Origin of the sequence: Shewanella sp. SM69, assembly GCF_025653985.1 — a bacterium.
GTDB lineage: Bacteria > Pseudomonadota > Gammaproteobacteria > Enterobacterales > Shewanellaceae > Shewanella > Shewanella oncorhynchi.
Map to the genome: position 1 here is coordinate 192,013 of NZ_JAKKRV010000009.1, position 24,644 is coordinate 216,656.

17 protein-coding genes and 5 pseudogenes are annotated in these 24,644 nt (G+C 38.8%); 8 read left to right on the forward strand and 14 right to left on the reverse strand.

Translation table 11 applies throughout. The annotated features are described in order from the left end of the window. The first annotated feature begins 792 nt into the window (after positions 1 to 792). Both L5M37_RS13965 and L5M37_RS13970 read left to right on the forward strand, forming a co-directional pair. On the forward strand, positions 793 to 1,713 hold the full coding sequence (locus tag L5M37_RS13965; RefSeq protein ID WP_263182712.1) for a LysR substrate-binding domain-containing protein: 921 nt from the start codon (positions 793 to 795) through the stop codon (positions 1,711 to 1,713). 22 nt (positions 1,714 to 1,735) lie between these two features. Next, positions 1,736 to 1,843: pseudogene (locus tag L5M37_RS13970) on the forward strand (transposase); the annotation flags it as partial. A 283-nt stretch (positions 1,844 to 2,126) separates the two neighbouring features. On the opposite strand, the gene L5M37_RS13975 reads toward L5M37_RS13970, so the two are convergent. Beyond that, complete coding sequence (locus L5M37_RS13975; protein WP_263162446.1) at positions 2,127 to 3,059, reverse strand: SGNH/GDSL hydrolase family protein; 933 nt, start codon at positions 3,057 to 3,059, stop codon at positions 2,127 to 2,129. Positions 3,060 to 3,496: 437 nt separating this feature from the next. Next, positions 3,497 to 3,608, reverse strand: a pseudogene (locus L5M37_RS24155) (IS5/IS1182 family transposase); the annotation flags it as partial. Positions 3,609 to 3,924: 316 nt separating this feature from the next. Between L5M37_RS24155 and L5M37_RS13980 the strand changes: the two are divergent. Continuing rightward, entirely contained in the window at positions 3,925 to 5,136 is a 1,212-nt protein-coding gene (locus tag L5M37_RS13980) for a cytotoxic necrotizing factor Rho-activating domain-containing protein (protein WP_263200873.1), read from the forward strand. A 220-nt stretch (positions 5,137 to 5,356) separates the two neighbouring features. Here the strand turns inward: L5M37_RS13980 and L5M37_RS13985 are convergent. Further along, positions 5,357 to 5,781 (reverse strand): annotated as a pseudogene (locus L5M37_RS13985) (transposase); the annotation flags it as partial. Positions 5,782 to 6,140: 359 nt separating this feature from the next. On the opposite strand from L5M37_RS13985, the pseudogene L5M37_RS13990 reads away from it, so the two are divergent. Continuing rightward, a pseudogene (locus L5M37_RS13990) lies at positions 6,141 to 6,281 on the forward strand (transcription elongation factor GreB); the annotation flags it as partial. Between the two features lie 410 nt (positions 6,282 to 6,691). Further along, positions 6,692 to 10,273, forward strand: a complete 3,582-nt coding sequence (locus L5M37_RS13995) for an SIR2 family NAD-dependent protein deacylase (protein WP_263176885.1) — start codon at positions 6,692 to 6,694, stop codon at positions 10,271 to 10,273. 241 nt (positions 10,274 to 10,514) lie between these two features. Here the strand turns inward: L5M37_RS13995 and L5M37_RS14000 are convergent, their stop codons facing one another. Further along, complete coding sequence (locus tag L5M37_RS14000; protein WP_263167996.1) at positions 10,515 to 11,930, reverse strand: DEAD/DEAH box helicase; 1,416 nt, start codon at positions 11,928 to 11,930, stop codon at positions 10,515 to 10,517. A gap of 4 nt (positions 11,931 to 11,934) precedes the next feature. After that, positions 11,935 to 12,474 carry a response regulator gene (locus tag L5M37_RS14005; protein ID WP_263167997.1) on the reverse strand — a complete coding sequence of 180 codons (540 nt, stop codon included), beginning with the start codon at positions 12,472 to 12,474 and terminating at the stop codon, positions 11,935 to 11,937. Positions 12,475 to 12,606: 132 nt separating this feature from the next. Here L5M37_RS14005 and L5M37_RS14010 point away from each other — a divergent pair, with 132 nt between their 5' ends. After that, positions 12,607 to 12,813, forward strand: coding sequence for a helix-turn-helix domain-containing protein (locus L5M37_RS14010; protein WP_263167998.1), 207 nt, complete (start codon positions 12,607 to 12,609; stop codon positions 12,811 to 12,813). 612 nt (positions 12,814 to 13,425) lie between these two features. On the opposite strand, the gene L5M37_RS14015 is transcribed toward L5M37_RS14010, so the two are convergent. Both L5M37_RS14015 and L5M37_RS14020 read right to left on the reverse strand, forming a co-directional pair. Continuing rightward, complete coding sequence (locus L5M37_RS14015; RefSeq protein ID WP_263167999.1) at positions 13,426 to 14,091, reverse strand: DJ-1/PfpI family protein; 666 nt, start codon at positions 14,089 to 14,091, stop codon at positions 13,426 to 13,428. 21 nt (positions 14,092 to 14,112) lie between these two features. Further along, positions 14,113 to 14,598: a rhodanese-like domain-containing protein gene (locus L5M37_RS14020; protein WP_263168000.1), complete on the reverse strand. Its 486-nt coding sequence runs from the start codon at positions 14,596 to 14,598 to the stop codon at positions 14,113 to 14,115. Positions 14,599 to 14,739: 141 nt separating this feature from the next. Here L5M37_RS14020 and L5M37_RS14025 point away from each other — a divergent pair, with 141 nt between their 5' ends. Then, on the forward strand, positions 14,740 to 15,318 hold the full coding sequence (locus L5M37_RS14025) for a TetR/AcrR family transcriptional regulator (RefSeq protein ID WP_263168001.1): 579 nt from the start codon (positions 14,740 to 14,742) through the stop codon (positions 15,316 to 15,318). A gap of 478 nt (positions 15,319 to 15,796) precedes the next feature. Here L5M37_RS14025 and L5M37_RS14030 read toward each other — a convergent pair whose 3' ends face one another. From L5M37_RS14030 to L5M37_RS14055, 6 genes are all read right to left on the reverse strand, one after another. Then, complete coding sequence (locus L5M37_RS14030) at positions 15,797 to 16,237, reverse strand: hypothetical protein (protein WP_263168002.1); 441 nt, start codon at positions 16,235 to 16,237, stop codon at positions 15,797 to 15,799. Between the two features lie 10 nt (positions 16,238 to 16,247). Next, positions 16,248 to 16,913 carry a molecular chaperone gene (locus L5M37_RS14035; protein WP_263168003.1) on the reverse strand — a complete coding sequence of 222 codons (666 nt, stop codon included), beginning with the start codon at positions 16,911 to 16,913 and terminating at the stop codon, positions 16,248 to 16,250. A gap of 68 nt (positions 16,914 to 16,981) precedes the next feature. Then, positions 16,982 to 17,659: a DMSO/selenate family reductase complex B subunit gene (locus tag L5M37_RS14040; RefSeq protein ID WP_172591570.1), complete on the reverse strand. Its 678-nt coding sequence runs from the start codon at positions 17,657 to 17,659 to the stop codon at positions 16,982 to 16,984. Between the two features lie 11 nt (positions 17,660 to 17,670). Next, positions 17,671 to 20,214, reverse strand: a complete 2,544-nt coding sequence (locus L5M37_RS14045) for a DMSO/selenate family reductase complex A subunit (RefSeq protein ID WP_263168004.1) — start codon at positions 20,212 to 20,214, stop codon at positions 17,671 to 17,673. A gap of 19 nt (positions 20,215 to 20,233) precedes the next feature. Continuing rightward, on the reverse strand, positions 20,234 to 22,237 hold the full coding sequence (locus tag L5M37_RS14050; RefSeq protein WP_263168006.1) for an MtrB/PioB family decaheme-associated outer membrane protein: 2,004 nt from the start codon (positions 22,235 to 22,237) through the stop codon (positions 20,234 to 20,236). A gap of 14 nt (positions 22,238 to 22,251) precedes the next feature. After that, positions 22,252 to 23,193, reverse strand: a complete 942-nt coding sequence (locus L5M37_RS14055) for a DmsE family decaheme c-type cytochrome (protein ID WP_263168009.1) — start codon at positions 23,191 to 23,193, stop codon at positions 22,252 to 22,254. 382 nt (positions 23,194 to 23,575) lie between these two features. On the opposite strand from L5M37_RS14055, the gene L5M37_RS14060 reads away from it, so the two are divergent. Then, the gene (locus tag L5M37_RS14060; protein ID WP_263168011.1) at positions 23,576 to 24,367 is read left to right on the forward strand and encodes a Crp/Fnr family transcriptional regulator; all 792 of its coding nucleotides are present in this window, start codon (positions 23,576 to 23,578) and stop codon (positions 24,365 to 24,367) included. 47 nt (positions 24,368 to 24,414) lie between these two features. Here the strand turns inward: L5M37_RS14060 and L5M37_RS14065 are convergent. After that, a pseudogene (locus L5M37_RS14065) lies at positions 24,415 to 24,644 on the reverse strand (IS4 family transposase); the annotation flags it as partial.

Here is a 24,644-nt window from a genome sequence, read left to right on the forward strand (position 1 = left end):
AAGTTTAATTTACTTCAATAGTTAAACTATGCATCAATCGAAAAACACCGCCTTGTAAGTAAGTTAGTAATTTATATTTTTTTTGTAACTGTTTTTTTTGATATTTTCGTGATTTTCTGGATAAAAATTTTCACATTTCCCAGTTGTGTCATGATAGTTTTTGGTAAATCTGCAAGTATATCGAATTGATATTTATGATTTTAATATGTACTAAACAACAAAACTATGCGTCAAGTGCTCAATAACGGAGAGGCATGCTAGCGAGACTTGCTTAAAAAAAAAACTATATTTTTTTCATGGCTATGAATTTTTTGTTCTTTTGTCCTTTAACTTGCGAAGTTGATTTTCATAACTCACTGTTTTTTTGATGGTTTTCTGGTAATTATATTGTTGTATTATTTGTCAAAAATGACCTTGAGGTTGTTAAAAAAGTCATTGCAGTGATTGATCTATGCCAACACACCTTCCTACAGTCAAGAGGTTTTTATCTGATAATATTTTCTGCTATAAGTCGAATGAGGTTGCAGTACACATTAGGTCTCATGGGCTAAAACTAGGAATGTCTGCGATACTAAGTCGTTGTATGCTGAAGCCAAATTTTAATAAGTCACGACGTAGTAGCAAATACCCTTATCTTAAACAAGAATTATTACTATTATTAATTGAGTGTTGTTTTGCCAATGGAGGTATTGCTTTTAAGTTCCAGTTATTACTCAGAGTGATCCTATCTACAGCTATCCTGCGTATGGAAATGCAGTAAAAAAGAAAGTCCATTATATTGAAGGAGATAGAATGAAAGCGTTGCCGAAACTAAATCAACTTAGAAATCTTAGGGCTATTATTCAACATGGAAATATTAGTGCTGCTGCACAAATGCTTCATCAGACACAGTCGACATTGACGAGAAGTATCCAGGAGCTTGAAAAGACGCTGGGTGTTACCTTGTTAGACAGAGGGATGAATAGCACTGTATTAACTAAAGCCGGCATGATGTTTGAGCCTAGAATGAATTTAATCCTGAATGAGTTAGAGAGAGCAGTTGATGAATTACGACAAATTGAGAAATTATCAGATGGAAAAATAGCTTTTGGTTGCTCTCATTTCCCAGCTACTAGTATTGTTCCTGATGTTATTAAAAAGTTCCAGGAACGCCATAATTCCACTCGGATTACTATTATTGAAGGGCAGCTTTCTGAATTACTAAGCTCTTTACGTATGGGGAAGCTAGATTTTTTTATTGGCGTTGTATCTTCCGATTTAATGCTTAATGAGTTTGTTGAAGAGAGGTTGACATCGTGTAGTTTTTCGGTCGTAGCTCGCAAAGGACATCCTCTTGCTAATAGTACTTCACTAGCTGAACTACAGGCTGCAAAATGGTATATTCCAGCTGCAAGTCATGGATATTATAGCGATTTAGAAATAGTAATTTTTCCTAATGGAGTCAAATCTTGTGGTTCGGTAATTTTTGGTGATTCAAGTGCCATCGCTCGGAAACTTGTATTAAATGAGGACTATTTGTTTGTTGGTCCTAGACCTATGTTTTTAGCTCCACATCACAAAGACTTGATATCTATTATTCCAATTAAGGATAAGCTTCCTAAGGGCCATTATAGCTTGATTTTTCCTCGTAACAAAAAATTAACTCCAGCTGCATTGAATCTCGTTAATGAAATTCGCTTCGCATATTTTGATTTCATAAAATCGCATAGCTAATTTATTAGGGTAAATCTAAATTAAGATATTTTATAGCCCTGTGGTGACGGCTCTGCAAGAACTCACCTATTACTGTGAACACTTAGAAAAACGACGGCGGCATTTTACGACAAGCTGTCAGCACTTTTAAAAAACTGACACCAAAACTATTTTAAACCGCCAACCTTTAGGCAATGAGTTGGCGCAACTTAAATACGTTATTTATGAAAGAATTAGCTCGATTTCTACCTCTATTATGTATTTAACTACTTTTAGTAGTTCTTATTAAATTGACTTCGGGAACTATCGCTCGAACGCACATAATATTGTTTTTTTTAACATGGTGGCTAGGTTTCTTGTTGTTCTATAATAGAATTAAATTATTGCGTCTAATTAATATGGACGCAATAAAATCTTATGTAATTGATAATTTTTTAATTATCGGTTAATTTTCCAAATTTATAGATAATATAATCGCTCATTCGAGATGCTAACATTTGGTGTACCTCTTGGCTTGGATGAACTTCATCATGAAATACATGCCGATGTGCAGGATCAAAAGCTTTACTCGTGCCAAAGATATCCACATAACCGACACTATTTGCTGTGTGAGTGTCATAACCTACCTTATCAGCTTTATCTAGTAATTCAGTAAATTGATTATCGAAATCGAAAAACTGTATATTTACTCCTTCGGCCTTATATCGCTCCGCGAGTTCTGCTATTTTTTGGCTTAGGCTAGCATTATGTTCACTGGCGAGAGCACTATTACTGGTGCGATATGTTTCGTCTTGTTTTTGGGCATAGGCTGTCTTCGTGAAGTCTGGAATCCCTGTAACTAAGATGTTTTTTATTTTTTTATTTCCCACTAATTTAGTGATTTGTTTCTCGTAACAGTGTACCACTTTTTGAGTGTCTTTCTTATCGAACGTCATATAATCGTTGCTGCCCAGAGCGAGTATGACTAAGTCATCAGATTTAAAATCATGTTTTTTAATTTGACGTTCCATGTTGGAAATAAACCAGAAGGTGGGATTTAACTTGGAATATTTAGCCGCTACAGCACCACCTTCGGCATAATTTACCAGTTCTTTATTCAAATAGGCAGGTGAAGATATAAAATCTGGCCATACGAAACCATTGGTAAAACGTCCAGCGTGATATTGTTTAGAGGAAAGCATTATTCCCAAGGTTTTTGATTTCATTCGGCCTTCTGAATCCGATAGACTATCTCCTATCACGACCAAACGTTTAATATGATTCAGTGATGCGTGATCATGAGGGGTTAATATATTAGAAAGCCTTTGTTGACGCTCTTGGTGATCATTTACTGCGACTTCAAATAAACGGTGGCTGAAGTCTGTCATCTGAGTGGGTCCATCAATCGTATCCTGTGTCGATACAGGTCCCTTCACCACACTATTATGGTGCTGATTCTTTAGTCGTGAGTGTGGAGATTGGGATGATGCTAATAGAGGCCGAACATGTTTTATTGAGATTGTAGGATTGCGGTGTTGGGTGTTCGTATTGAGTGGTACGAATATTGTTCCTTGAACTATGCGAAATGGCATAGGGATATTTCCTATTGGTTATCTGTCGGTTTTATGACTATCAGACTTATTAGACAGATGTACACCATAAAAATAATGAAATACTCTGATGATTATTGAATTAGAGCTTGAGGTCTGTATCTATATGGTTTCTAGACGATCATACTGTATTGGCTTGAAAATATTTTTCTATCCAAGAGGGCTTATTACTTAAATCACTCTCCAGTGACCCCATTCCTACCTTGTTTCCTGTGCTAATTGACCCTCTGGCGGATGGGCATAGCTAGCCTTATGTCTTGTTCATCACTTTTAAACCTGACTGTTGTAATCCCGCAGACTCAATTTCGGGCTGATGGACTGTTTATAACAATTTACCGATATAGCTCACCTTTACATGGTGAGTATTTTAAAGGTGAGGTAGCGGCATTAGCCATTTATAGTCACCACCTATGCATTGTATTTACTAATTTTTATTTTTTTCAAACGTGTTTTCTGTGGCTAAAGTTTAAGTCTATCAATCCTGCTTAGTGAAGGAGGAATGATAATATTTATTCATGTTTATTCACGTTAGTTCCCTTAAATAGTTTTTGATAATTAAAAGTGATGAAATATTATATTTTTTCATTAAGGAAATATACTGATATCGAATATGCTCATTTTTTAACTCAGTGGAAAACTTGACATGCGCATGAATATATTTAGTAAAGCTAACTCTTATGACTTATTGACGCCGAATTTAAAAAATAGCGATAATTCGTCACCGATTCAATTGGTTTCTGTTCGTCCGTTGACTGAACAAGAGAAGAAAAATTTAACAAAAAATAAAACTTATTCTAACTTTATTAAAAATAACAAATCAATCAAGTCTGCAACCGTACTGACTAAAATTAAATCTTTATTTGATAATAGCTCTGGTAAGAACAAAATGTTAAGTAAGCGAGGCTTAACTATTGAAGTTAAAAAAGGTTCAACCGAAGAAGCAAGTGCTCAATGGAAAAATGACTCGCGACGAAATCACTTCAAGTCTGCAGACTTATCGTTACACAGCCTACAATCAGACAAGCAAACTGTTCTTAAAGGTCAATTGTCACCCTTAATCGGCAAGGGGATTATTGATTGTCATAAAAAATACGAACACTTACCATTCCCTATAACTCATATTCAAAATGATAAGAATGGCCAGTATATTTCTTCAGATACTCTAGAAAGTAAAGCTGGATTAATATATTACACTGGCGATCACATTGTACCAGAGGAATTAATTCCTGGAAGCCCAATTGGGCAGTATTTTCATCAAGCAACATTTGATAACAACCTGCATATACTCGCTGTGGATAATGGTAATAAAGGTACTATTGGTATCTCATTCGATTTAAATCAAGTCAAAGAGGGCCAGCCTATTTTAATTCATGCTGGGAGTTTATCGGGATGCTCTGTTGTGTTTGCTACTAAGTCTAGTAAGTTGTTTGCTTTCCATGCTGGTCAATATAATAATGAAAATAACGATTGGATTACAGGAGAGAAAGGTGCGGAGTCGATTGCACAAAGTGCTGAATTTTTAGCTAGTGACACATCTAATACTTTACCATGTACTAATAACCAAGAGTTAGTAAGTTATTTATCTAGCCATTTCGACCAATCTGCTTTTATTTATTGTGGTCACGGTGAGTCAGTCATGAACCAATCCAATGTAAACTGCTTTGATTATGACATGGGACCAAAACGAGATGAAGCCCGCGTAGGAAATGCCATGGCTTTAGTTAGTAAAAATAAAGGTAAAATCAGTGTGAATGTATTAGGAGATGATCTTAGTATAGATAGCGGTAGCTTTGAAACACGATCATTGCAACATTCGATGTTCGCATTATTTGCTGACAAAGAGTTTTCTCGTTAATTGGCTAATTTTTCTCTATTATATTAACTAATTAAGCAGCTAATCAGTTGGAAAAAACTATTAGCTGCTTAAATTTTTATTAAGAAAATTGTTAATTATTTAAAAAGTCATTTATTAGGTTAAATTATAATTAGTGGTCGTTGGTTTTTTCTTTGAACTATAAAGTTTCTGAAAGCTCACGGCTAAATTGCGTGGCTATACGTATCTACAGTTTACGCTATACTCGGCGCTTCCCATCCGTGCCATGCTTTTTAATTTTCCACTCGCCTTCGCCATCGACTTTCAAGTCCGTCGACTGGATAGCAAAGTGCTCAATGGTGCTTCTTGTTTTGGTTTTGAAGGCGATATTAACGCTTTTTGCTCGCTTGATGATACAGGTGCAAGATAGTTGGATGTCGCCTAGTTTAAGCACTGAATTGATAAAGCCTTGCAGGGATCGCAACGGCATAGAGAAAACATGTTTAACCATCCGGTGGTAATAGCTAAGGTCACTAAACAAGCGGGGACGCCTTTATTGCAATGCTTAGTTTTCGTTTTCCACATTGTGATAGCCTCTTCATCAATCCAGAAGGTAAGCAAACCACGGTTTATCAAGGCTTGGTTATAGCGTTTCCAGTGAGTGGTTTTGTCGTGAGGTTTTGGCACGATTGATGGTGAAGAAAGTGGATTATGCTGGTCAGATCAGCAGACAGTGTTTTAGTTCAATCGATTTAGGAAACAAAGCTCTTTTATAGCCCAAGCTGACCAGCAATAACCGCCAGCTTAATGATGGGCAATACAGCTATTGTATTTATTGGATTGATATTGATGGAAAACAGTAATGTATCAGTCGATCGAAGCTGAAATGGTTACTAAATTTGTATCAGTAAAAGAGGTGATTTAAAAGCCATTATGCACAGAGATGATTTAGTGGGTTAACTTTAGCGTCTAGTCTGAGTATCATCAGTCCAATATATTATCCCGCATCAATTGTGGTCGTTTAATCCAACGATTGAGTAATGAGTATGAAAGCGCATTTGATCACCCGTCAGGGGTGGCAAACTTTAGATAAAGAATTGAAGTATTTGTGGAAAGAATATCGGCCGCAAATCACCCTTAAAGTCCAAGAAGCGGCGGCGCAGGGCGACCGTAGTGAGAACGCGGATTCCCAATTAGTAGCTCTTTAATTGTACTAAAATGTTTTAGTGATTGAATTCATTATATTAAAAAATAGTATTATACTTTTTTCAATGTACTATCTTTGGTGTTTTTTATCTTAATTACTCATTAAAGCCTAAAGCTGAACACTTCTTGAATGATCAACTTATAAGATGCTTTTGTCTCAGAGTAAGCTAGTGACTCACGTAAACGACAGTGGAATGTTTTGCTTGTCTTAGATTGTCTGATCATGTCCTCGTTGTCCTCCGTTTTTTAAATGCACTGTTAGGCTATTTTCATCATTTGTGGTTGGAGACTGCTGAGCTCATGGTGTACGTATTTTATGAAATTGCTTTTGATGCTTTGTCATTGCTATGTTTTGTGTATTTGACTGGCTGTACTTGCGAGAGTATTTTGATTGATTTCAAAAGCATTTTTAGGTAGGTTTTTAATGGTTACGAATATTTCCTCTCTTCCCGATTATGCAGCATTAAAAAAATTTGCATCTGCGCTTTGGCAACAAGATAGTTCCTATCATGGTGCAGCCGTTATGGTGGGTGCTGGCTTTAGTCGATGTGCAGCATCTACCGGAGACGCCACCAGAAAATTACCACTATGGAATGATTTTTCAAAAACGCTTGCTGGAGAATTACAGTCAGGGAGTATTGACCCTCTGCGCCTAGCGGAAGAGTACTGTGCATATTTCGGCCAGCAAGCACTTTACGATCTCATCAAAAAGGAAGTTAATGATGTTAGTTGGAATCCTGGTCCACTACATCGAGAATTACTTGAATTACCTTGGTCAGAAGTATTAACGACAAACTGGGATACTTTAATTGAACGAGCGTCAATTGAAGTTCATCATCCAGTTTATAGTGTTGTGTCTAAGCAGGAGGACCTTTCCTGTGCAAGATCACCTAGAATTGTCAAGTTGCATGGGACTATCGACGTAACCAAAGACTTAATTTTCACTCAAGAAGATTACCGAAAATACCCGCAACAACATGCGGCGTTTGTGAATTTTTCTCGGCAAGCATTTATTGAGAACGAATTGTGTTTATTGGGCTTCTCCGGTGATGATCCAAACTTTCTGCAGTGGACTGGGTGGGTTCGAGATCATCTGGCAAATCATTCCAGACGAATTTACCTAGTTGGAGCCTTAGGATTAAACTCCGCTAAGCGTAAATACCTCGAATCCATCAACGTTGCGCCTATAGACTTAGATGACTTGGTTGCAGACTATGATGATAAAGATATCAGGCATTTGGAAGCCACAAAGATTTTTTTTAAGGCACTTAGAGAGCTAAAGCCAAAGCAGACTTGGGAGTGGTATCCAACGAGTTTGCGTCGTGAAACGGCAACTGGTGTAGATCGCAAAAGGATTAATAAGGAGCCTGATTATGCTGCCAAGTTATTGGTAGAACAGCTTCCATCTTTAGAGAAGGATAGACTGTCTTATCCTGGGTGGTTGATTGTTCCCAATTTTCAGAGAGGTGAGTTGCGGCATCAAATATCAGAGCCTTTACCAAGCGAAAAAAATTTGTCTGCAATGACCGCAAATTGTAAAGCAAAGCTATTGTATGAAATATCTTGGCGTCACCAAGTTACCTTTGAAGCTGTTCCACCTTGGTTAGCGAAAGAACTACTTACCATGTGCGACACTGAACAAACATGCACATTGACAAAAAAGCAGCAGTTGGAAATAGCTCTTTTACTGCTTAAAAATACGCGCTGGATGAGCCCATCTGAAGCTGAATCGATTTCCCAAACGACTAGTGCGTTACTGGAGAAAGGCGAAAAATACTGGGCTGAAAGCGTTAATGAGCTTGCATACCATAACGCCATAGTGGCGCGAGATAGGTTCGATTACGCCATCTTAGAACAATGTGTCGAAAAAATCACCAATTCCAACCCAATCTGGAAATTAAGAAAGGCGTCTCTACTTGCCGAGCTTGGGCATTTTGATAAAGGTGAGAGGCTAGTGACTGAGGCATACAAGGAGCTTCTTCTACAGTACCGTAATGACCGTAATTCAATTCATGTACTTTCTCGCTTAGCATGGGCGCATAGGTTAATGCGCGGTATAGATCTGTCTTCATTTAATGAAGAGTTTAAAGTTTTCCCATTTAGCTATCGAGATTCTAAGTGTGATCCATGGGATCATATTGAGCATATTAGAGATAAAATTTCGAAGGCATTAGATAAACAGCAAAAACAACAAGCGATTGAACCATTATTCGAACCTGGACGTTATAAAAATAATGGCTACACAATAAATTTTAGCAATGAACTGCATCCGTTGCTTCTGTTGGAAGGGGTTTCGAATACTGTAGGTATGCCATTACGATGGGATTATGTTGGCTTTCTTGTTGAACAGGCATCTAGGCTCGCTGAGCTTGAGGATATTGATAATATTCACCGTTTTGCATTTGCTATCCGTGCAGCCAATAGCGGTACGTCTGATATTTTGAACAAAGTGTTTTCAAGAGTTCAGATCGCACGACTTCCTGAAGATGGCATAATTTTTTTACTGAATCAGTGCAAGCAGGCAATTAATTATTGGACTGTAAAGTTTACAGATAAATCTGAAAGTTATGCTATAGAACGTTTGGGGATTTTTATCGAAGTGTTGGCTCGTGTATCCGTGCGTGCAACGCCGGAGCAAGCCATGGAGTTATTCCGTATGGCAGTATCTCTTGGTAAGAAGCCTGAGTTTCATCATTTCTGGCTTTTTGATTCAATTAAGCATTTGATCGAATTTGCTTTAAAGAGTATTCCCGAGTTACAGCAACAGGATGTCTTAGTGGATGCCTTATCGTTCCCACTTCAAGTTGAGTTAACCATTAAAGAGCGTACTAAGTGGGTTAATCCAGTGATCAGAAACCCTGGAGAAAGGAAAAAAAATCCGGTTCTAGATCGTCGAGTAGATGAAATAATAGAGTGCATAGCACCATGCTCCACTCAAAGTGCACCAGCTCTCATACGCCTTTTTCCTTTAATTAAGAATAGTTTTTTGACGGTTAAGGAGCTTAATAAAATTACAGAGAAAGTGTGGGGTGACAATATCAGCCAGCAAACTATTCCTGAAACGGGTTTGCTCCACCATGCACTGCTTGAGTTGCCTTCACAAAACCCTTCGAGTGTGAAAGCTCTTGTCAGGAGTTATTTGTTTGACGCAACAGAAGCAAAACTGATTAATGTGGATCTACTGTTAGATATAGTAAATGCAGCTCTAGCTGAAGATGTAAAGGAATTTCCATCTGGAGAGCAAGCTATCAAATATTTCGAACAACTGGTTGCTTGGAGACCGCAAAGAAATGATAACGATAGGCTTAATTTTGCCAAACAAGAAAATGAACAAACCGCTGACTTAATCGGTGCAGTATTGGCTCGATCTGTTGTTCCATCTTTGCATTCTAGCGCATTGACAGAAGAAAATTTCAAAAAATTATTTGCTTTTTATACCGAAGTTGAAACATCGCAGGTCTTGATAGCTTTTTCCTACTTTGCTGCCGCAAGCGAAATATTTATCGGACGGGTAGAAAAACTGATTAGACAAGGATTTCAATCTGAAGATGTGGATAAATTAGCATATGCAGCCTACACGCTTTTAGATTGGCGAAATCAGAAGGCTTCTCCTGCAATCGATAAATTGATTTTGAGACTGGTTTACCTTATTGGGTCAAATCGGATTGTCGGTTTACCAGCACTACTTTGGACAGCTAATCAGATGTACTGCCGAGAGTATTTATCCCCCGATAATATTGAAGTATTAACGGAGATTCTACCTGTCATATTTGATAGCGCAGAATACTGCAATATTTCCCCTTCCAGTAGAGAGTCAGTGAGTATTTCATTTGTTCGAGCCGCTTGCGTTAAGTTAGCAAGAGATATTCTGAATAAAAGCAAAAATGACGATATTGAATTAAATCGAATACTGGCGGAAGCTAAACTTGATGCACTTCCAGAAGTTAGATTTGCTGAATCGGAAATGTTTTAACCTAAATTGTAAACTATTTTGTATTATGTGTCGCTGTCTGCAAATGGAGCAGATGTAATCGACTAGTAATACTAGCCAGTAGTCATTTTAAATCAAATATCTGATTGGCTGCAAAATGTTGTCAGTGTAGTTATTTATACGTGCTTCATATAGCTTGTTAAATCATTTTAAGTTTTATGACTTCATCATAAAACTTAAAATTCTGAGAAAAGTGGTGGCACCATAATTTTGACATTTTAATTTAAAACGGAGAGTCAAAAGTTGAGACAACTTTTTCTCTAAAGCCACCTAAGAGTTCGAATGATAGTGATGTTGAGGTGCCAAAATTTTCCGCCAAGAAAATCTCTGCAGAATCAGATTTTGTCTGTTTATCGAGGTATTGCCTGCCAATATTGAGAATATTACAGCTAGTCGGTGGAATCATTTTCAGTGTCATATCATGGTGTTCGGATAACTCTTGTTTGAGCTTTATCTCAATTGGCTCGCTGAATATCACTGGGATATCAGGTATTTCTTCTGCTATACGACTTGCAAATTCTACAAGTTTTGGTTCAGCAAAGGTGTATAACCAAGCTTGCTGATTAAGCGAATCATTAGTTCGTAAAATACGACCTAAAACCTGTCTAAAGTAAAGCTCAGTTTTTACTCGACTAAGGTGGCAACAAACCTGCAGGCGAGGGATATCAGTCCCCTCACTTATCATGCCGACACTCACGATCCAGTTAGTTGTGCTGTTTCTGAATCCATTTATCTTGGCAGATGGATCATCCTCTTTGTAGGTAACTATCTGAGCTGTTTCATTAAACTCATTTTTGAGTGTGTTTAAGATATCTGCTGCGTGTGATACAGATGATGCGACAATAAGTCCGGCTGCATTAGGGTTGGACTGTTTTATGGCTTTTAACTTATTTGTTGCTAACGTTAAGATATATTGAATCGCCTCATGATTCTCGATGATAGACTGATAAGAGATTGATGAGCTTTTCAGTAGCTCATCCAAAGAGCGATAAGTCTTTGTTTCGTTTTCTTCGTCTGTAACTGAAATTTTGTCATTATCGATTAGCACAATGTGAGGGCTACGGCATACACTTTCTGCAACGGCTTCCTTAAGGCCATAGACATAGTCACATTGAATTTGGTTATCTGGATCTGTGTATCGAGATAAGACAATGGGTGCTTGGTCAGAGCGCCAAGGCGTGCCCGTTAACGCTAGGGTGTACTGCGCTTGGGCCTGTATGTTGAGTAGGATTTCTTCCCCCCATGCGTTTGCATCTTCAAGAGATCTCCCTGCACAATGATGGATCTCATCAAAGACAACGAGAACTCTATTCCTTCTCAGTAATTGCCAGAAATCCTCTTTAAAAGCCAACATCCCCTGGTAAGTATAAGAGCAACCGACTGAACCTATCACGCCATCAAATCGGCACTCCAGACGAGTGGAAAATGTCTGTTTCATCCCTTGAGAGATATTTACTGATGGAGAGAAGCACAACACAAAATCGATTAGACCATCCTCAAATAGTTTCGCAGCAACTTCGGCGGCCATAATTGATTTGCCTGCACCAGGTGTTGCTAAGCAAAGGAAATGTTTGTGAGTACCATGAAAGTGCCTTAGAGCGCGTTTGACGCACTCAGATTGCCATTGTCTAAGTTGCATGGAGTTACTTTTGCTGATGGGTAATAGCTGATTTAATCGCTTTGATTTGACCTAGCAGTTTTGAGCTCGTTTCACGAGCCAACAAATACTGTGATTCGAGATGAGCTTTCATTTCAGGAAAGGATTGGTATAAGCGCATATACTCTTCCGACTCACCTATGCTCGTAAGTAAATCGATTTCTGACTGCTTGAGCCGCTCTTCTAATTGTTTAATAGTATTATGCTTTTCCCTATTTGTAGGTGTTACCTCTACGGCTTCGGATTTTTTTGCGCTTTGCAGGATGAAATTCGCTTGGAAAAAATTCGTTGTCTTTTGATAAGTCGTTTCTTTCGACAGTGGGTCTACATTTTTATCTAAGAGCCCTTTTTTCACGAGTCTGTGGATCTGCTGATAAATGAAATTGTAAGTTTTACTGACAGTTAAACTGCTAGTTGAAACAGCAAGATAAGCATCGCGTAAACTCATAACTTGAAAATTGTTGAAGCTCTCGTCCTGGAGAATGGTATGTAAAGTCGGGCATATTTTGATTGAGGCTTTAGACATGACGTTCTCGCTAGAGGCTGTTTAGTGCTCCCACTAGGCATTAGAAGAGCATTGCTTGCATAAATGCGGATTATAATCCGTGGCATTATAAGCCGCAACTTTGGATAGTCTTTCTCTTTAACGAGATGAAAAATGAAAGACTTAGCAATCCAATTTGGGGCTAAATTACGGGAAGAGCGTAAACGGCATGGTATTTCCCAAGAAAAAGTTGCGTTATTGACTGAGATAGACCGCAGTTATATGGGACGAATTGAGCGTGGGGAAGTAAACATCACGCTCGAGAAGGCTTATCAGTTGGCGGAAGCCTTAGGTTGTGACATAAGGGCACTCTTGCCATAGAGGCATCTTAATTAAACTTGCCAAGTGATATTTGCCGCCTCAGTTCTGCTTGCACTCTGGTGTGCCTAGTTAACTGTCGAGCTAGTGTAGTGGTCTGTAGCGTTCAAGAAACTGGCCACAGCTTTATAGCTTCTATCAAGTTGACGTAGTAGTAAAATAGTGCGTTTGCTGGGACAGATTCCGAGTGATTCAAAATCGGGCGATCTATGCTGGCTCAGATGTTATAGCTCGGATTTGCCTCAAAACGTTTCAGCAATGATCTAGGATGAGCTTTGTTTCCAAATCGGATTTACTAACAAGTCCAAAAATTGTTCAAATATCAAATTATGTTCTGAGTTTCAGGCATACAAAGCCCTTTAAGTTTGTACAAACTGATGTGCATAGCTTTCAATCGAAAGCTACAGGAATATTTCTAGCCTCTATGTCCTTATGTAATATATTGCTCCAAAAGAGATAGGAGTATGAGAATACAGATAGAGATTGATTATATAAGGCAATTAACACTTGCACCCTTTAGCTTTACGATTGATGTTTGTGTGTACTTCAATCAAAATATTTTAGGGTGCAAGTTAATCTTAATATTTTATATGCTCAGTAAATAACTGAACGTGGCTACATATTCTTTGCTATGACGGGATAACCGATTGCCATCAAATCGCAAATAACTTTATTTACTAAAATTGGAGGAGCAACATCAGGATGACCACAGTTAAACGGTGGATCTGGATTATATTCCAGTAGTAATTGAGTTTCTTGTGCTTTATCGATACCAATAATACGTGATATAATAGCAAGACCAAAGTCAATTCCAGCAGTAACACCGCCACCTGTTACACGATTACGATCAATCACATAGCGGCCTTTTGTATAGACAGCACCAAATGAATGAAGCATATCGACCATTGTCCAATGTGTCGTTGCTTTATAGCCTTCCAATAATCCTGCTGCACCAAGAATAAGTGCACCTGTACATACGCTCGTAATCCAAGATGATTTATCTGCGGTACGATTTAAAAAATCTAAAACTTCTTGATCTTGCATTGCTTCAAATGCACCAAGTTTTCCTCCTGGAACAAAAAGTATATCAACTCTCGGCAGAGCATCAATTTCATCAAAGGTGCAAGTTGGCAATAAATATGCGCTAGTATCAGTCTCTATTTGCTCACGATTTTTCCAAACTAGTTGAATATTAACATCATTTATTAATGACCAAGCTTGTAATGGCCCAAATAAATCTAAAGGCGTTATACCAGGGTAAAGTAACATCACAATATTCATAAAAACTCCAAATTTAAAAAATTATTTCATGCTTGATTTAAATTCATCAATCTTAAATGAACCATAAAAATTACTTACTCTGTGTCCAGAGTTAACCCATGAAAATAGCCCATCCTTTAGATTGTAAACATTGGTATACCCAAATTTATTAAGGGTATCAGTAACGATTGTGCTTCTAATGCCATGGGAACACATAACAACAATATGTTGATTCTTATTTGGGATCAACCTCTGAACATTAAATTCCACCGTTCCCCTAGGGATGTTTATCTTATTATTTATATCTATATTTACAGCAATAATTTCTTCAGGCTCTCTAACATCTAAAAGAATAAAATCTTTCTTGGTTTCTATCCATTTATTAAGTGTTTCAGCTTCAATTGAGCTAATCTTATTGATTAGCAGCTGATGCTGATTCCTGATAATTTTTTCAGCTGAAATTATTTCACTAGCAGTAACTGGTATACTAAAAGCAACCGAAAACAAAAAAACTAAGCTAAATTTCATAAACAACCCTCTCATAAAACAAAAGTTAATGTCGAGTCATAATGATAAATGCTTTAAGATTTGCAAAATATAGACAAATTATATATATTGTCCATACTTAGACGAATATGATTTGTTGGCTATAATGTGAGATACTAAGCTATGGAACGTGGAGAGCGAGAACGTTGCCGAACTAAAAGTGCAATTAAGAATGCACTTATACTAATAGTAAAGAACAAAAACTATAATGACATTACTGTAAAAGACATTGTCGAAGAGGCTAATGTTGGCCGCAGTACACTTTATAAGCATTATCCATCTAAAGCACACATTATGCTTGAAATTCATGAGGATATGTTTAACCTGTTATTCGATGATCTTACAACATCTGAAAACTGGCTGCAGACTGAGCCACAACCTCACTTAGTATCGTTTTTGAATCGGTCACGTCAATTAGGAAACAATCGATTTTTTATGAGTTATAAATTGGGGAATGATCTTGATTTTTTATTAACAAATGTGAATATGCTTATGAGCAAAATTCTACAGGAAAAATTAAATCAGGCTTTTCCTACAATAAGTTTTAATATTCCCAGTCAAATTATTTCTATATCTATAGCGAGTATTTATAAAGATTTATTATTGGCTTGGTTCACTAAGTTCTCAGCGACGCCTCCAAACGAGTATGCTCATTATATTTCACAGTTGCGTAGTCACTTAATAAAGTCACATATGAAGTAGATCTAAGTCACCCGATTCAATACATCGCGCGCTATTTTTACAGTACATGGATTTTTAACTTTCTATTTAATCATGCTAAGATACTAAGTGCTTGTAAATAAGGCTAAATATAGGTCATAGAATAATAGGATGCTCGCTAGTTGATGCTTAGGATTAAAAATGAATATTGGTATAGATAACACACGCTTAATCATTAGTGCGGAATTTATGATAATTTACTGAAAATATAACTATTATGCATTTTTGAACTTGCAGTTTGCATAAAATCATATCTTTCTTAATCCAAAAAAAGAATAAATTACGGTTGATAAAAGATAACTTGCACTGTTTCCAGTTGATTATTTTATAATGATATTTTAGAGCTGAAAATAGATAGTACTGTGGAAGATACAGAACAAGCTTATCAGGTTTAATTAAAAATTAGAACCAATCCATATAATTTAAAAATCCAGATGCAAAGTGAAAGTAAAAGATGCATTTATCTTATTGATTTATTTTTTAACCCATTCTGTAATGTTATGATATCTAGTTGATAACATATTTTATTTATTAAGCCGCAGATACTAGAGCTTTTGGGGGCGAAGTTGTTTGCCCAGATATTTGCCAATGTGAATATGAGCCTTTCACATTGGCTAAGTTCGTTATCTTGCAATGCTTTTATAAATAGTAACTGGCAGCTAATAAACAAACAGTTTAAAACATGTTCTTCTGATATTTTGTTTAAGTTAACTTTTCTGGGCAACCAATCTGGTTTACCTTCATTGTATACCAGTGCAGCAATCATACATGTCACAGAATTTAAACTGGTTGCACCCGTAATAAATTGATTTATTTGACTGTAGTTTCTAAACTTTTGATTTAGCGCATCGCTTAAATGAGATTTTTCCCATTGTTGGTTTATTGAATTTAATAAGGTCATTATTTGATACCTAACGATAAATATTTATAACTTTAACTTTTAAGTTGAATGTTTTAATTAAATATTCAAAGAACTCTAATCCTAAATTTGAAAATCCTTTATAATAGTCTGATTCAGAATTTTCATAAGCTAACTGCAAACACCGATTTCCCCACGGTAGAAAATGGGTCTCTAATAGCTCTGTAAGAACTAATCTATAATCATCGTTACTAGGGTTTTCTATCATTTTTCCTAGTAAAAAATTAATAACAGCCATAATTAAGCCGATGTGATCAATAGGTTCATTGCTTTCGGCTTTAACATTTATTCCGTGTTTGGCGTAAAAATGTTTTAACTCAATAGTGCTGCTGTCATTTAATAGCTGTGAAGGTGATAAATAGGTTGACCCCCAAGGTGTTGCTTTGGGAGTGTTTGGACCATAAAAAACCGTTCCGTAATCTAATTTAAGCTTAATGAGTGCATCATTGTTATCACTCCATTGTGTTAGAAATCGGGACAATTCATCTAAAGCTTGAGATTCTCTTTTGGAATTAGTTAATCTTGGCCAATCTTTGGCTAGGTTTTGCTCTTTGAATTGATTTAGTAATTCTGCCTCAGGGTATATCATTAATACTGAATGAAAAATATTTGATATAGCTTTCAATTCGTTGAGTGTTGCGAGATTATTTCTTTTCATGATGGTTGAATTATCTTTTTATATTTTAAAAAGGTGCAATTTTCATTGCACCTTAACTTAAATGGTCATTAAACTTCGCGTATATTCAATACTTTACCGCTACCATTGCCTGTTGATTTTGAGTTTCGTGAGGCTTTTACAATCAAGTTTGGAGACGTTATTGACTGCGAAGGTAAGGGAGCAAAATGCTCATCTCCATCGCCATATTTTGCTCGTAGATTTTCCATCGTATCAAAATCTAATGCCCGCAAAGGACAGCTTTCGACACAAATAGGTTTTTTACCTTCGGCAAGACGATCGTAGCAACCATCACATTTAGTCATGACTTTTCGGTCTCTATCAATTTGCGGAGCATCGTAAGGACATGCTCTAGAACAACTTTGACAACCAATGCAAAGTGATTCTTCAACTAACACAAGACCATCTTCCTTGCGTTTGTGCATCGCTCCGGTTGGGCAAGCTTTGACGCAAACAGGTTCAGAACAATGATTGCAACTTAGCGAGGTATAGTAAGCAAATACATCTTGTTCAAAGCTATTATCGCTATTCTGGTTCCATGTTCCGCCACCGTATTCATACACTCGACGCCATAACATGCCAGGTAGAGAAGCTACGCCATTTAAGGCTACGTCATCTTTGTTTCGAATTTTTCCAACCATACGGTCTTTACAAGCAATGTGACAAGTCTTACAGCCTGTACACTTGCTACTATCGAAATAGAATCCAAATTGAGTTTTTTCTGTCATTTTGATTACCCTTAAGCTTTTACTACCTGAACACGATTGGTATGTTGTGGATTCCCCTTTGTAATGGGCGAAGGATGGTATTTGGTTAATGTGTTAATACAACCACCAATATCAATCACATGACCAGATGGACCAATTCGACCATTGCTATCTGGTTTGTACCATGCACCTTGCCCTAAGGAGCAAACTCCTGGTGTTACTCTAGGTGTTAATTTGACTGGAATCTCTATCGTACCTCTGTCATTGAAAATATGGACTTTATCTCCATCGGCTAAACCGCGTTGAGTTGCATCAATGGGATTCATCCACACCGCATCTTCAACCGCTTCACGTAACCAAGCGACATTGTGATAACTTGAATGGACTCTACCTTTTGTGTGATAGCCACAAAGTTGTAATGGATAACCAGCATTAATCGCATCAGCATCTTCATACCCGTCCCAAGTGACAACATACTGTGGCAGGGCAGTAATTTTGTCTCCTGGAGGCAATGTCCAAGTTGCCGCTTTACGAGCAAGGGAAATGGAGAATATTTCAAACTTTCCTGAAATCGTTGGTCGTGGATTTGCTGTTGGGTTTTGAATAAATGATTGATACGCTACAAATGAAGCTGGCATATATTTGCGGAATACCCCAATTTTTTGAGCCTCTTCATAGGTATTGGGCATCGCAACGTCTGGATTCATCGCTTTTGTTTCACTGTAGAGTTTTTCACACCATTGTTGGCCAGTTAGCCCATTGGTATATTCAGACTCTTTACCCATTGCCTTGGCTATGCCAGTACACATTTCATACATTGATTGAGCTTGGCCAAGAGGAGTTAGTGATGTACTCATGAAGGTTGCATAGGCCATCTGCCCTGATGCATAAGAGTCATTTGCATAGTCATCAGATTCAAGCCAAGTACTATCAGGTAACAGATAGTCTGCAAATTTTGCAGAAGCTGTCATCCAACAATCACTTACGATCACTAATTCACAAAGTGTCTCGTCTTGTAATATCTCTGCTGTACCATTAATGTCAGAATGTTGGTTTACCAGTGTGTTACCCGCACAGTTGATTATGGCTTTGATGTTGGTTGTTAATTTAGCAGGGTTGTTATCTACTAGTTCTTGGCTGCCACTCTTCTTGTATCGAACACCATCTGTGGTACCTGTAAATTCCTTGCCTCGAACAATAGCATCTGACCATGTAAAGACTGGGATTGTTACTTCAACAGGATTATTACCTGCCGGCATTCCTGATACCCCAAAGCTATAACTGCTCGGCATTGCACCGCTATTTACCCCTGAACGGCCAATCTTACCTGTCATTATCGCTAGGGTATAAACAGCTCGGGTTGCTTGATCACCGTTAGCATGTCGACCAATACTTGCTCCAGCAGAAATATATGGCGCTTCAGCAGCCATAATTGCAGTAGCTAATTGTTTGATCTTATTTTCAGATACACCACAAATAGCTGCCGCCCAACTTGGAGTTTTAGCTCCGTTAGCGGAATAAATGCCTTGCCCCATGATGTAATCAAAATAGTTTTCATCTGGGTTTACATACTGTGCATGTGATGCAATGAATGGATCTGAATGTAACGCGATAGATGCTTTGGCATTAACTAAAGAATTCCTGTCATAACCTACAACATACTTATCTAAAAATGACTTCGCATTTGAGTCTACCCAGCCAGAATTAATCATCTGATAAATAACAGCTTCGATTAATGCTGCGTCTGTTCCTGGGCGAATAGCAAGCCATTCATTTTCGTTCCCACGCATAGAATCAGTGTAACGAGGTTCGATCATCCAAACTTTAATTCCCTTTTGGTTTTTTTCAAGGGCTTTCACAAAGTCATAACCTTCACCACTACCACTCATGCGAATTTCATTAGGGTTAAATCCAAAACCAATAAATAGGTCAGAATTTTCAATTTCGCTTAGAGATGAACCACTAATACTGTCCCATTGACTTCCGTATGTCGCCATACATGCCGCGTAGACACCAGCCCAAGAATAATCCCAGTGGTAGTCTAGAAAGCCGCCGTTTAAGTTTAATAGGCGTCCCCAAGTGGCTGTATTGGATGAAAAGCCATAATATGCTCCTGAACCATGATGCATATATATAGATTCTGGACCATAAGCTTCTTTAATCGCTTGTAATTTCGTAGCTATTTCAGAATAAGCTTGTTCCCATGTTATCGGGACAAATTGAGCGTCACCACGCTTACCTACACGCTTCATTGGTGAGCGAAGTCTGTCGGTAGCGTAAGTTCGTTGCCTTAATGACCGGCCTCTGGGGCAAGCTCTTGCTTGATGATTAACGCCATACTCATCAGTGGTTTCATGATCTGTTTCGATACGAGTGATCACCCCATCCTTACTGAACACTTTTATGGGGCAGTTTGAGCCACAGTTAACCAAACAAGCGGACCAATTAATGACTTCATCTGTGGGCGTTATCGGCGGTGGTACAACATTGGTTTCACTCGCACTTTTATTGCATCCAGAAATTGTCGCTGCAGCGGTCACCGCGGCACTCATCTTTAAAAAACTTCTACGTTCCATTCTCTTCACCTCTTTTAAATCAAGGCAGCATGTAGCTGAAGGTCAACATCAGCAGATGCGCGTTGTAGTTATGATTAAGCTCACTCAAGGTCACTAATCCCGGAACGGCATGGAGGCTGACTTCGGCATAGTCAGTATCGTAGTAACGTTCGTACTGATAGCTCAGTTTCAGTCCCATACTGTTGTTCAGTGCATAACGGCCATACAGCTCAAAGTTGTGGCTGTAGGAGTAGTAATCGCCGTAAGGCTGGTTAGTGGTCGTGGTGATTAGGGTGTCACTCGCTGAGTTAGCAAATTGGTAATTGCCCCCAATGCTTAAGCGGTCATCCATCAGCCCGTCGTAGGTGAAACCGATATTGAGGTCGATAAACTCATCGTCGACATTGGTGTACCAATCTGGGGTGGAATAGGCTTGGCTACCTGCCATGTCAGATTCAATCCATTGTTGCCCTGCGCTAGCAAAAACGTTGAATCTGTTGGAGAGCTGCGCACTGAGTTGTACGTTGTAACCGTAGTCCTGCACCTCAGTTAAACCAATGAGGGTGTCATCGTAGTCGTCATTGTTGTAATGGGCATCGAAGTCAAGAGTTAACCATTGCAGGGGAGTATGATTAACGCTGAGTTCGAGCCCATTACGGTTTCTGTCTGCAAGGTAAAACTTGCGTAACAACGGATTTTCCTCGATGGACGTGGCTTCAAGGCTGTCGTAAGTTGAGCCATCACGGGTTTCATAACTGGCTTTAAGGTCAACCACTGTTTTAGGGATGACACGGATATTCAGCTTGGCCCACAGCGCACTGTCTTCTGTTTCTTCACGCTCGGTATAGTTACGTTCCACCGCTTTATAATCAAAACCGCCGAGTAAACGATAGTCGCTGTTGAAACGGTAGCTACTCTGCAGTTTGAAGTTGGTGCGCTGAATATCCATCGCAACGTTTTGCTTAAAAGCACCGCTGACATTGTCCACTTCAAATTGGGCAAAATCCCAGGTAGAGCTTTTATTATCGCGGTCGCTGTAATCCAGCTGACTGTTTAGGCGCCAACGGGGACTCAGCATACTGCTAAAGCCGATACGCGCGTCTAAGGTCTCCACTTCACCGTCCCAGCTTTGCAGGGGATTGCCGCTGACTTGGATAAGATTGTCATCCTGAATCATTCGGCCAGTAGCGAGGCGACCGTTAATCACGTTCGTGCCGAGTAGGTATTGGCCCGTTAACGAGACTTGATGGGCATCGTTATCTGGGGTAGCAGCATACACATTGTCGGCATAGGGTAGACTTAAGTGATTAATGTGATTTCGGTAATAACTGCCGTTATAGGCCAGTTCGCTCTGCCATTGGTGTTGGTCGATGCTAATACCCGCATTGATATTTTGGGTAGTTGCATCGACGGGCAAGGCAAAGTTCATTGGGCCTGAGTTGGCTAGTAAACTGCTGCGACGATTGCCCGTTTTATCCTCTTGGTCATAGTTGATATAGCCCTTGAGGCCGTTAAGCAGCGCATCTAACTCACCCTCAAGGCCGATGCCGACTTTTTCACGCTGTAATTCAAGGTCAAGGTAGCGGGTGTGACTGTCGGGTAGCAGCAACCCATTGTTATGCCATAATTGGGTTTGGGCAGTGGCGTCATAACGAGTCATCATGCTGTAATCGAGTTGGATGCCGCCCAGATTGTTCTTGGCGGCTTCGAGGTGCAGATAACCGTTGTCCGAACCGAGTTCATCGGCTTTCATCACTGCCTGGTATTCACCTTGTCGATAACTCACATCACCACCGACACTGCCACGCCAACCCGTATCACTGTCGCCAAAGCTGTTACCTGAGTGGATATCGTCGCTGCTTGCCCAGCCAACATTGGTGTTCACTTCGCCTTGGTAGCCCTGTTTCACTGTGCAAGCCTTACATTGATAGGCGCTAGTGTTGACCTTGCTGGTATTGGCTTGCTTTACCGAAAAGTCTGCGGCGTTAACGCTTGCAGAAGCGGCAAGCAGTCCAATGGTGATTAAATTTAATTTAAACTTCATCTTAGACTCCTTAATCAACGCGCAAAATTGCTGCCGGCAGGGTGGTTGGAACCGTGGATTTGGCTATGGCAATTCAAGCAACCCATGCCAGCGCCAAAGGCATTGGTACTCGGCTGGCTCACGACGCGACTAGCATGACCGTCATCGGCATGGCACTGCTGGCATAACTGTGGTACGCGTTGCTTCACCAGTGCCTCATTCACACTGCCGTGTGGGTTGTGACAGGTTGAACAGTTTTCGGTTACGGGCGCATGCTCCCATAGGAAGGGGCCGCGTTTTTCGGCATGGCAGCTATAGCAAGTGTCATTTACTGTGGCTTTTTTGAGGGCGCTCTCATTTGATGAACCGTGAGGTGCATGACAATCGATGCACGTCATCTGATCCCACTTTAAGGGATGGGATGAACGTTTACTCATATCCGCTTTTTCGCGGGTATGACATGAAGTACAAGCTTGGTTAACCTGTTGTTTATCTAAGATAGGGTCTTTAGCCACATGTACCTGGTGGCAGGATGCACAGGCGATTTCCTCCAGATTATGCAAACTATTATGCCAACCTGCTTTGGCGGTATTTTGGTGACAACCCAAGCACACAGTATTTTGAGTCGGGGCGGATAACTTGCTGTCCTGACCAAAGGTGATCATTGGCTCTTTGCCACCTTTGTTATGGTTACCTAGAGGGCCGTGACAAGACTCACACTGCAATCCCGCCATGGGGGAATTGGAATGGCTCATGTCACCATGCTTGCCATCGAAAATAGCCATCACTTTGTCATTTTTCTTATGACACACTAGGCAAGAATCTGCACCTTTAGGCGAATATTTACCTGCGGTAAACTTATCTTCAAGGGTCGACTCAACCTGCTCAGTTGTTAGGCCATCCCAAGGTGTAGAATATGCTAAAGGAATGAAAAGAATTAGTTTAATCAACAGTATTGCTGATAATAAGTGTTTCATTATTAAGCCTCGTACCACATTTTGCAAACCATTAACCTTAAGCACTTAAGCTCATTATTTTTATCCGTATTTAATAACTGCAAATGTGATCAATTTAAGTATGCAAAAAGCACATCAGCATTTATTTAACGAATGTCTTTGACGCTTTAAGATTTAAGCATAATTTAGTTAGAAATATGTATATACGCATATAGAAGTTATATGATAAATGATGATACTAGTCACAAATCCAATTAATTGATTTTTTTGATTGTCATCACGCATTTTTACCAAGTGTCGATTGCGTCACGATTTCATAAATATAAAATTGATAAGTGGTATGTTTAAAGCGTGTATTAATTATTATGATTAATACACGTGGTAACTATTAGATGGCTTTATCATGAACGCAGTAGATCTAAACGCAAGAATGAGGGAACAGTCGACAATATTTTTCCCCGAAAAAGTTGAAAAATGCATTGTGGATTTTATATATGAAAATGGTGTAACAAAGACTTTACCCAAAGGAAGCCCGATAAGTAAGCAGTTGTTGTTAAACAATTTTATATATTTAGACGATGGACTTATTTTATATGCCAAACGGACTAACGATTACACTAGACCAAAATTTGTAAATGCAATAATCCCAGGTAGGCTGACTGATTATCATTTGCTCTTAGAGGATAAATGTACTTGTTGCAAACAAATAATAGTTGCGAGGGATAGTAAAGTAACGTTTATAGATAAAAGATTAATCAACAATTTATCTCACACAAATATTAATCTTTTTACTAAGTTTATGTTTAGTTCAAACTATTTCTTGGAAAGACAAACGGCTTTGGCAATTTTTTTACTAACGTCCTCTCCTGACGAAAAGTTAGTAAAGTTAGTTTTTGACTTGTTAACAGTGTTCGACTGTAACTTTAAGGATGAATGGCTTAAAGTTGATGTCAAGCTAACTAGAGAGGAAATATCGGACATTTTACATATAAGTATAATTAAGTTAGATATTATGCTGGCCAAGCTTCGTAAAAATGGATTGTTAAAAAAGGAATGTAACTATATGTTTTTTAACTCAAAGTTAATAAAAAACTTATCACCTTGTCCATTAGGTAGAGAGGACGCTAGTGGGTGCAAATCGAATAACATGCTAAAATTTAAAGTAAATAATATGATTGCCATTAATAATGGTTGAGTTCGACTCTCTGAGAACAAGGCCGTACTTAGCACTGAAGGATCCCCTCATAAATCAGCCATAGCATAGCCATATTTGAGCAACTGATTGGCGAATAATACCCAGGCCGCCAGCAATTCTTTCTCCGTGATTTGATAATCAGGCCGCCTGAGTACCTCCAATCCCAAGCGAATCGTTGAGAGTACCGTTCGATGCCCAATGGTATTGGCCTGAAAATGCTTATCCCAGCCCTGTTGCTGTGCGTGTAAACCAACTAGCCACAACAGGCATTGAACCA

Coding starts and splice junctions, on each gene's coding strand:
- L5M37_RS13975 (WP_263162446.1), bottom strand. CDS start 3,059: ATGACAGACTTCAGCCACCGTTTATTTGAAGTCGCAGTAAATGATCAC.
- L5M37_RS14055 (WP_263168009.1), bottom strand. CDS start 23,193: ATGAAACACTTATTATCAGCAATACTGTTGATTAAACTAATTCTTTTC.
- L5M37_RS13980 (WP_263200873.1), top strand. CDS start 3,925: ATGCGCATGAATATATTTAGTAAAGCTAACTCTTATGACTTATTGACG.
- L5M37_RS14010 (WP_263167998.1), top strand. CDS start 12,607: ATGAAAGACTTAGCAATCCAATTTGGGGCTAAATTACGGGAAGAGCGT.
- L5M37_RS14050 (WP_263168006.1), bottom strand. CDS start 22,237: ATGAAGTTTAAATTAAATTTAATCACCATTGGACTGCTTGCCGCTTCT.
- L5M37_RS14020 (WP_263168000.1), bottom strand. CDS start 14,598: ATGAAATTTAGCTTAGTTTTTTTGTTTTCGGTTGCTTTTAGTATACCA.
- L5M37_RS14025 (WP_263168001.1), top strand. CDS start 14,740: ATGGAACGTGGAGAGCGAGAACGTTGCCGAACTAAAAGTGCAATTAAG.
- L5M37_RS13965 (WP_263182712.1), top strand. CDS start 793: ATGAAAGCGTTGCCGAAACTAAATCAACTTAGAAATCTTAGGGCTATT.
- L5M37_RS14040 (WP_172591570.1), bottom strand. CDS start 17,659: ATGACAGAAAAAACTCAATTTGGATTCTATTTCGATAGTAGCAAGTGT.
- L5M37_RS14035 (WP_263168003.1), bottom strand. CDS start 16,913: ATGAAAAGAAATAATCTCGCAACACTCAACGAATTGAAAGCTATATCA.
- L5M37_RS14015 (WP_263167999.1), bottom strand. CDS start 14,091: ATGAATATTGTGATGTTACTTTACCCTGGTATAACGCCTTTAGATTTA.
- L5M37_RS14045 (WP_263168004.1), bottom strand. CDS start 20,214: ATGGAACGTAGAAGTTTTTTAAAGATGAGTGCCGCGGTGACCGCTGCA.
- L5M37_RS14005 (WP_263167997.1), bottom strand. CDS start 12,474: ATGTCTAAAGCCTCAATCAAAATATGCCCGACTTTACATACCATTCTC.
- L5M37_RS14030 (WP_263168002.1), bottom strand. CDS start 16,237: ATGACCTTATTAAATTCAATAAACCAACAATGGGAAAAATCTCATTTA.
- L5M37_RS14000 (WP_263167996.1), bottom strand. CDS start 11,930: ATGCAACTTAGACAATGGCAATCTGAGTGCGTCAAACGCGCTCTAAGG.
- L5M37_RS14060 (WP_263168011.1), top strand. CDS start 23,576: ATGAACGCAGTAGATCTAAACGCAAGAATGAGGGAACAGTCGACAATA.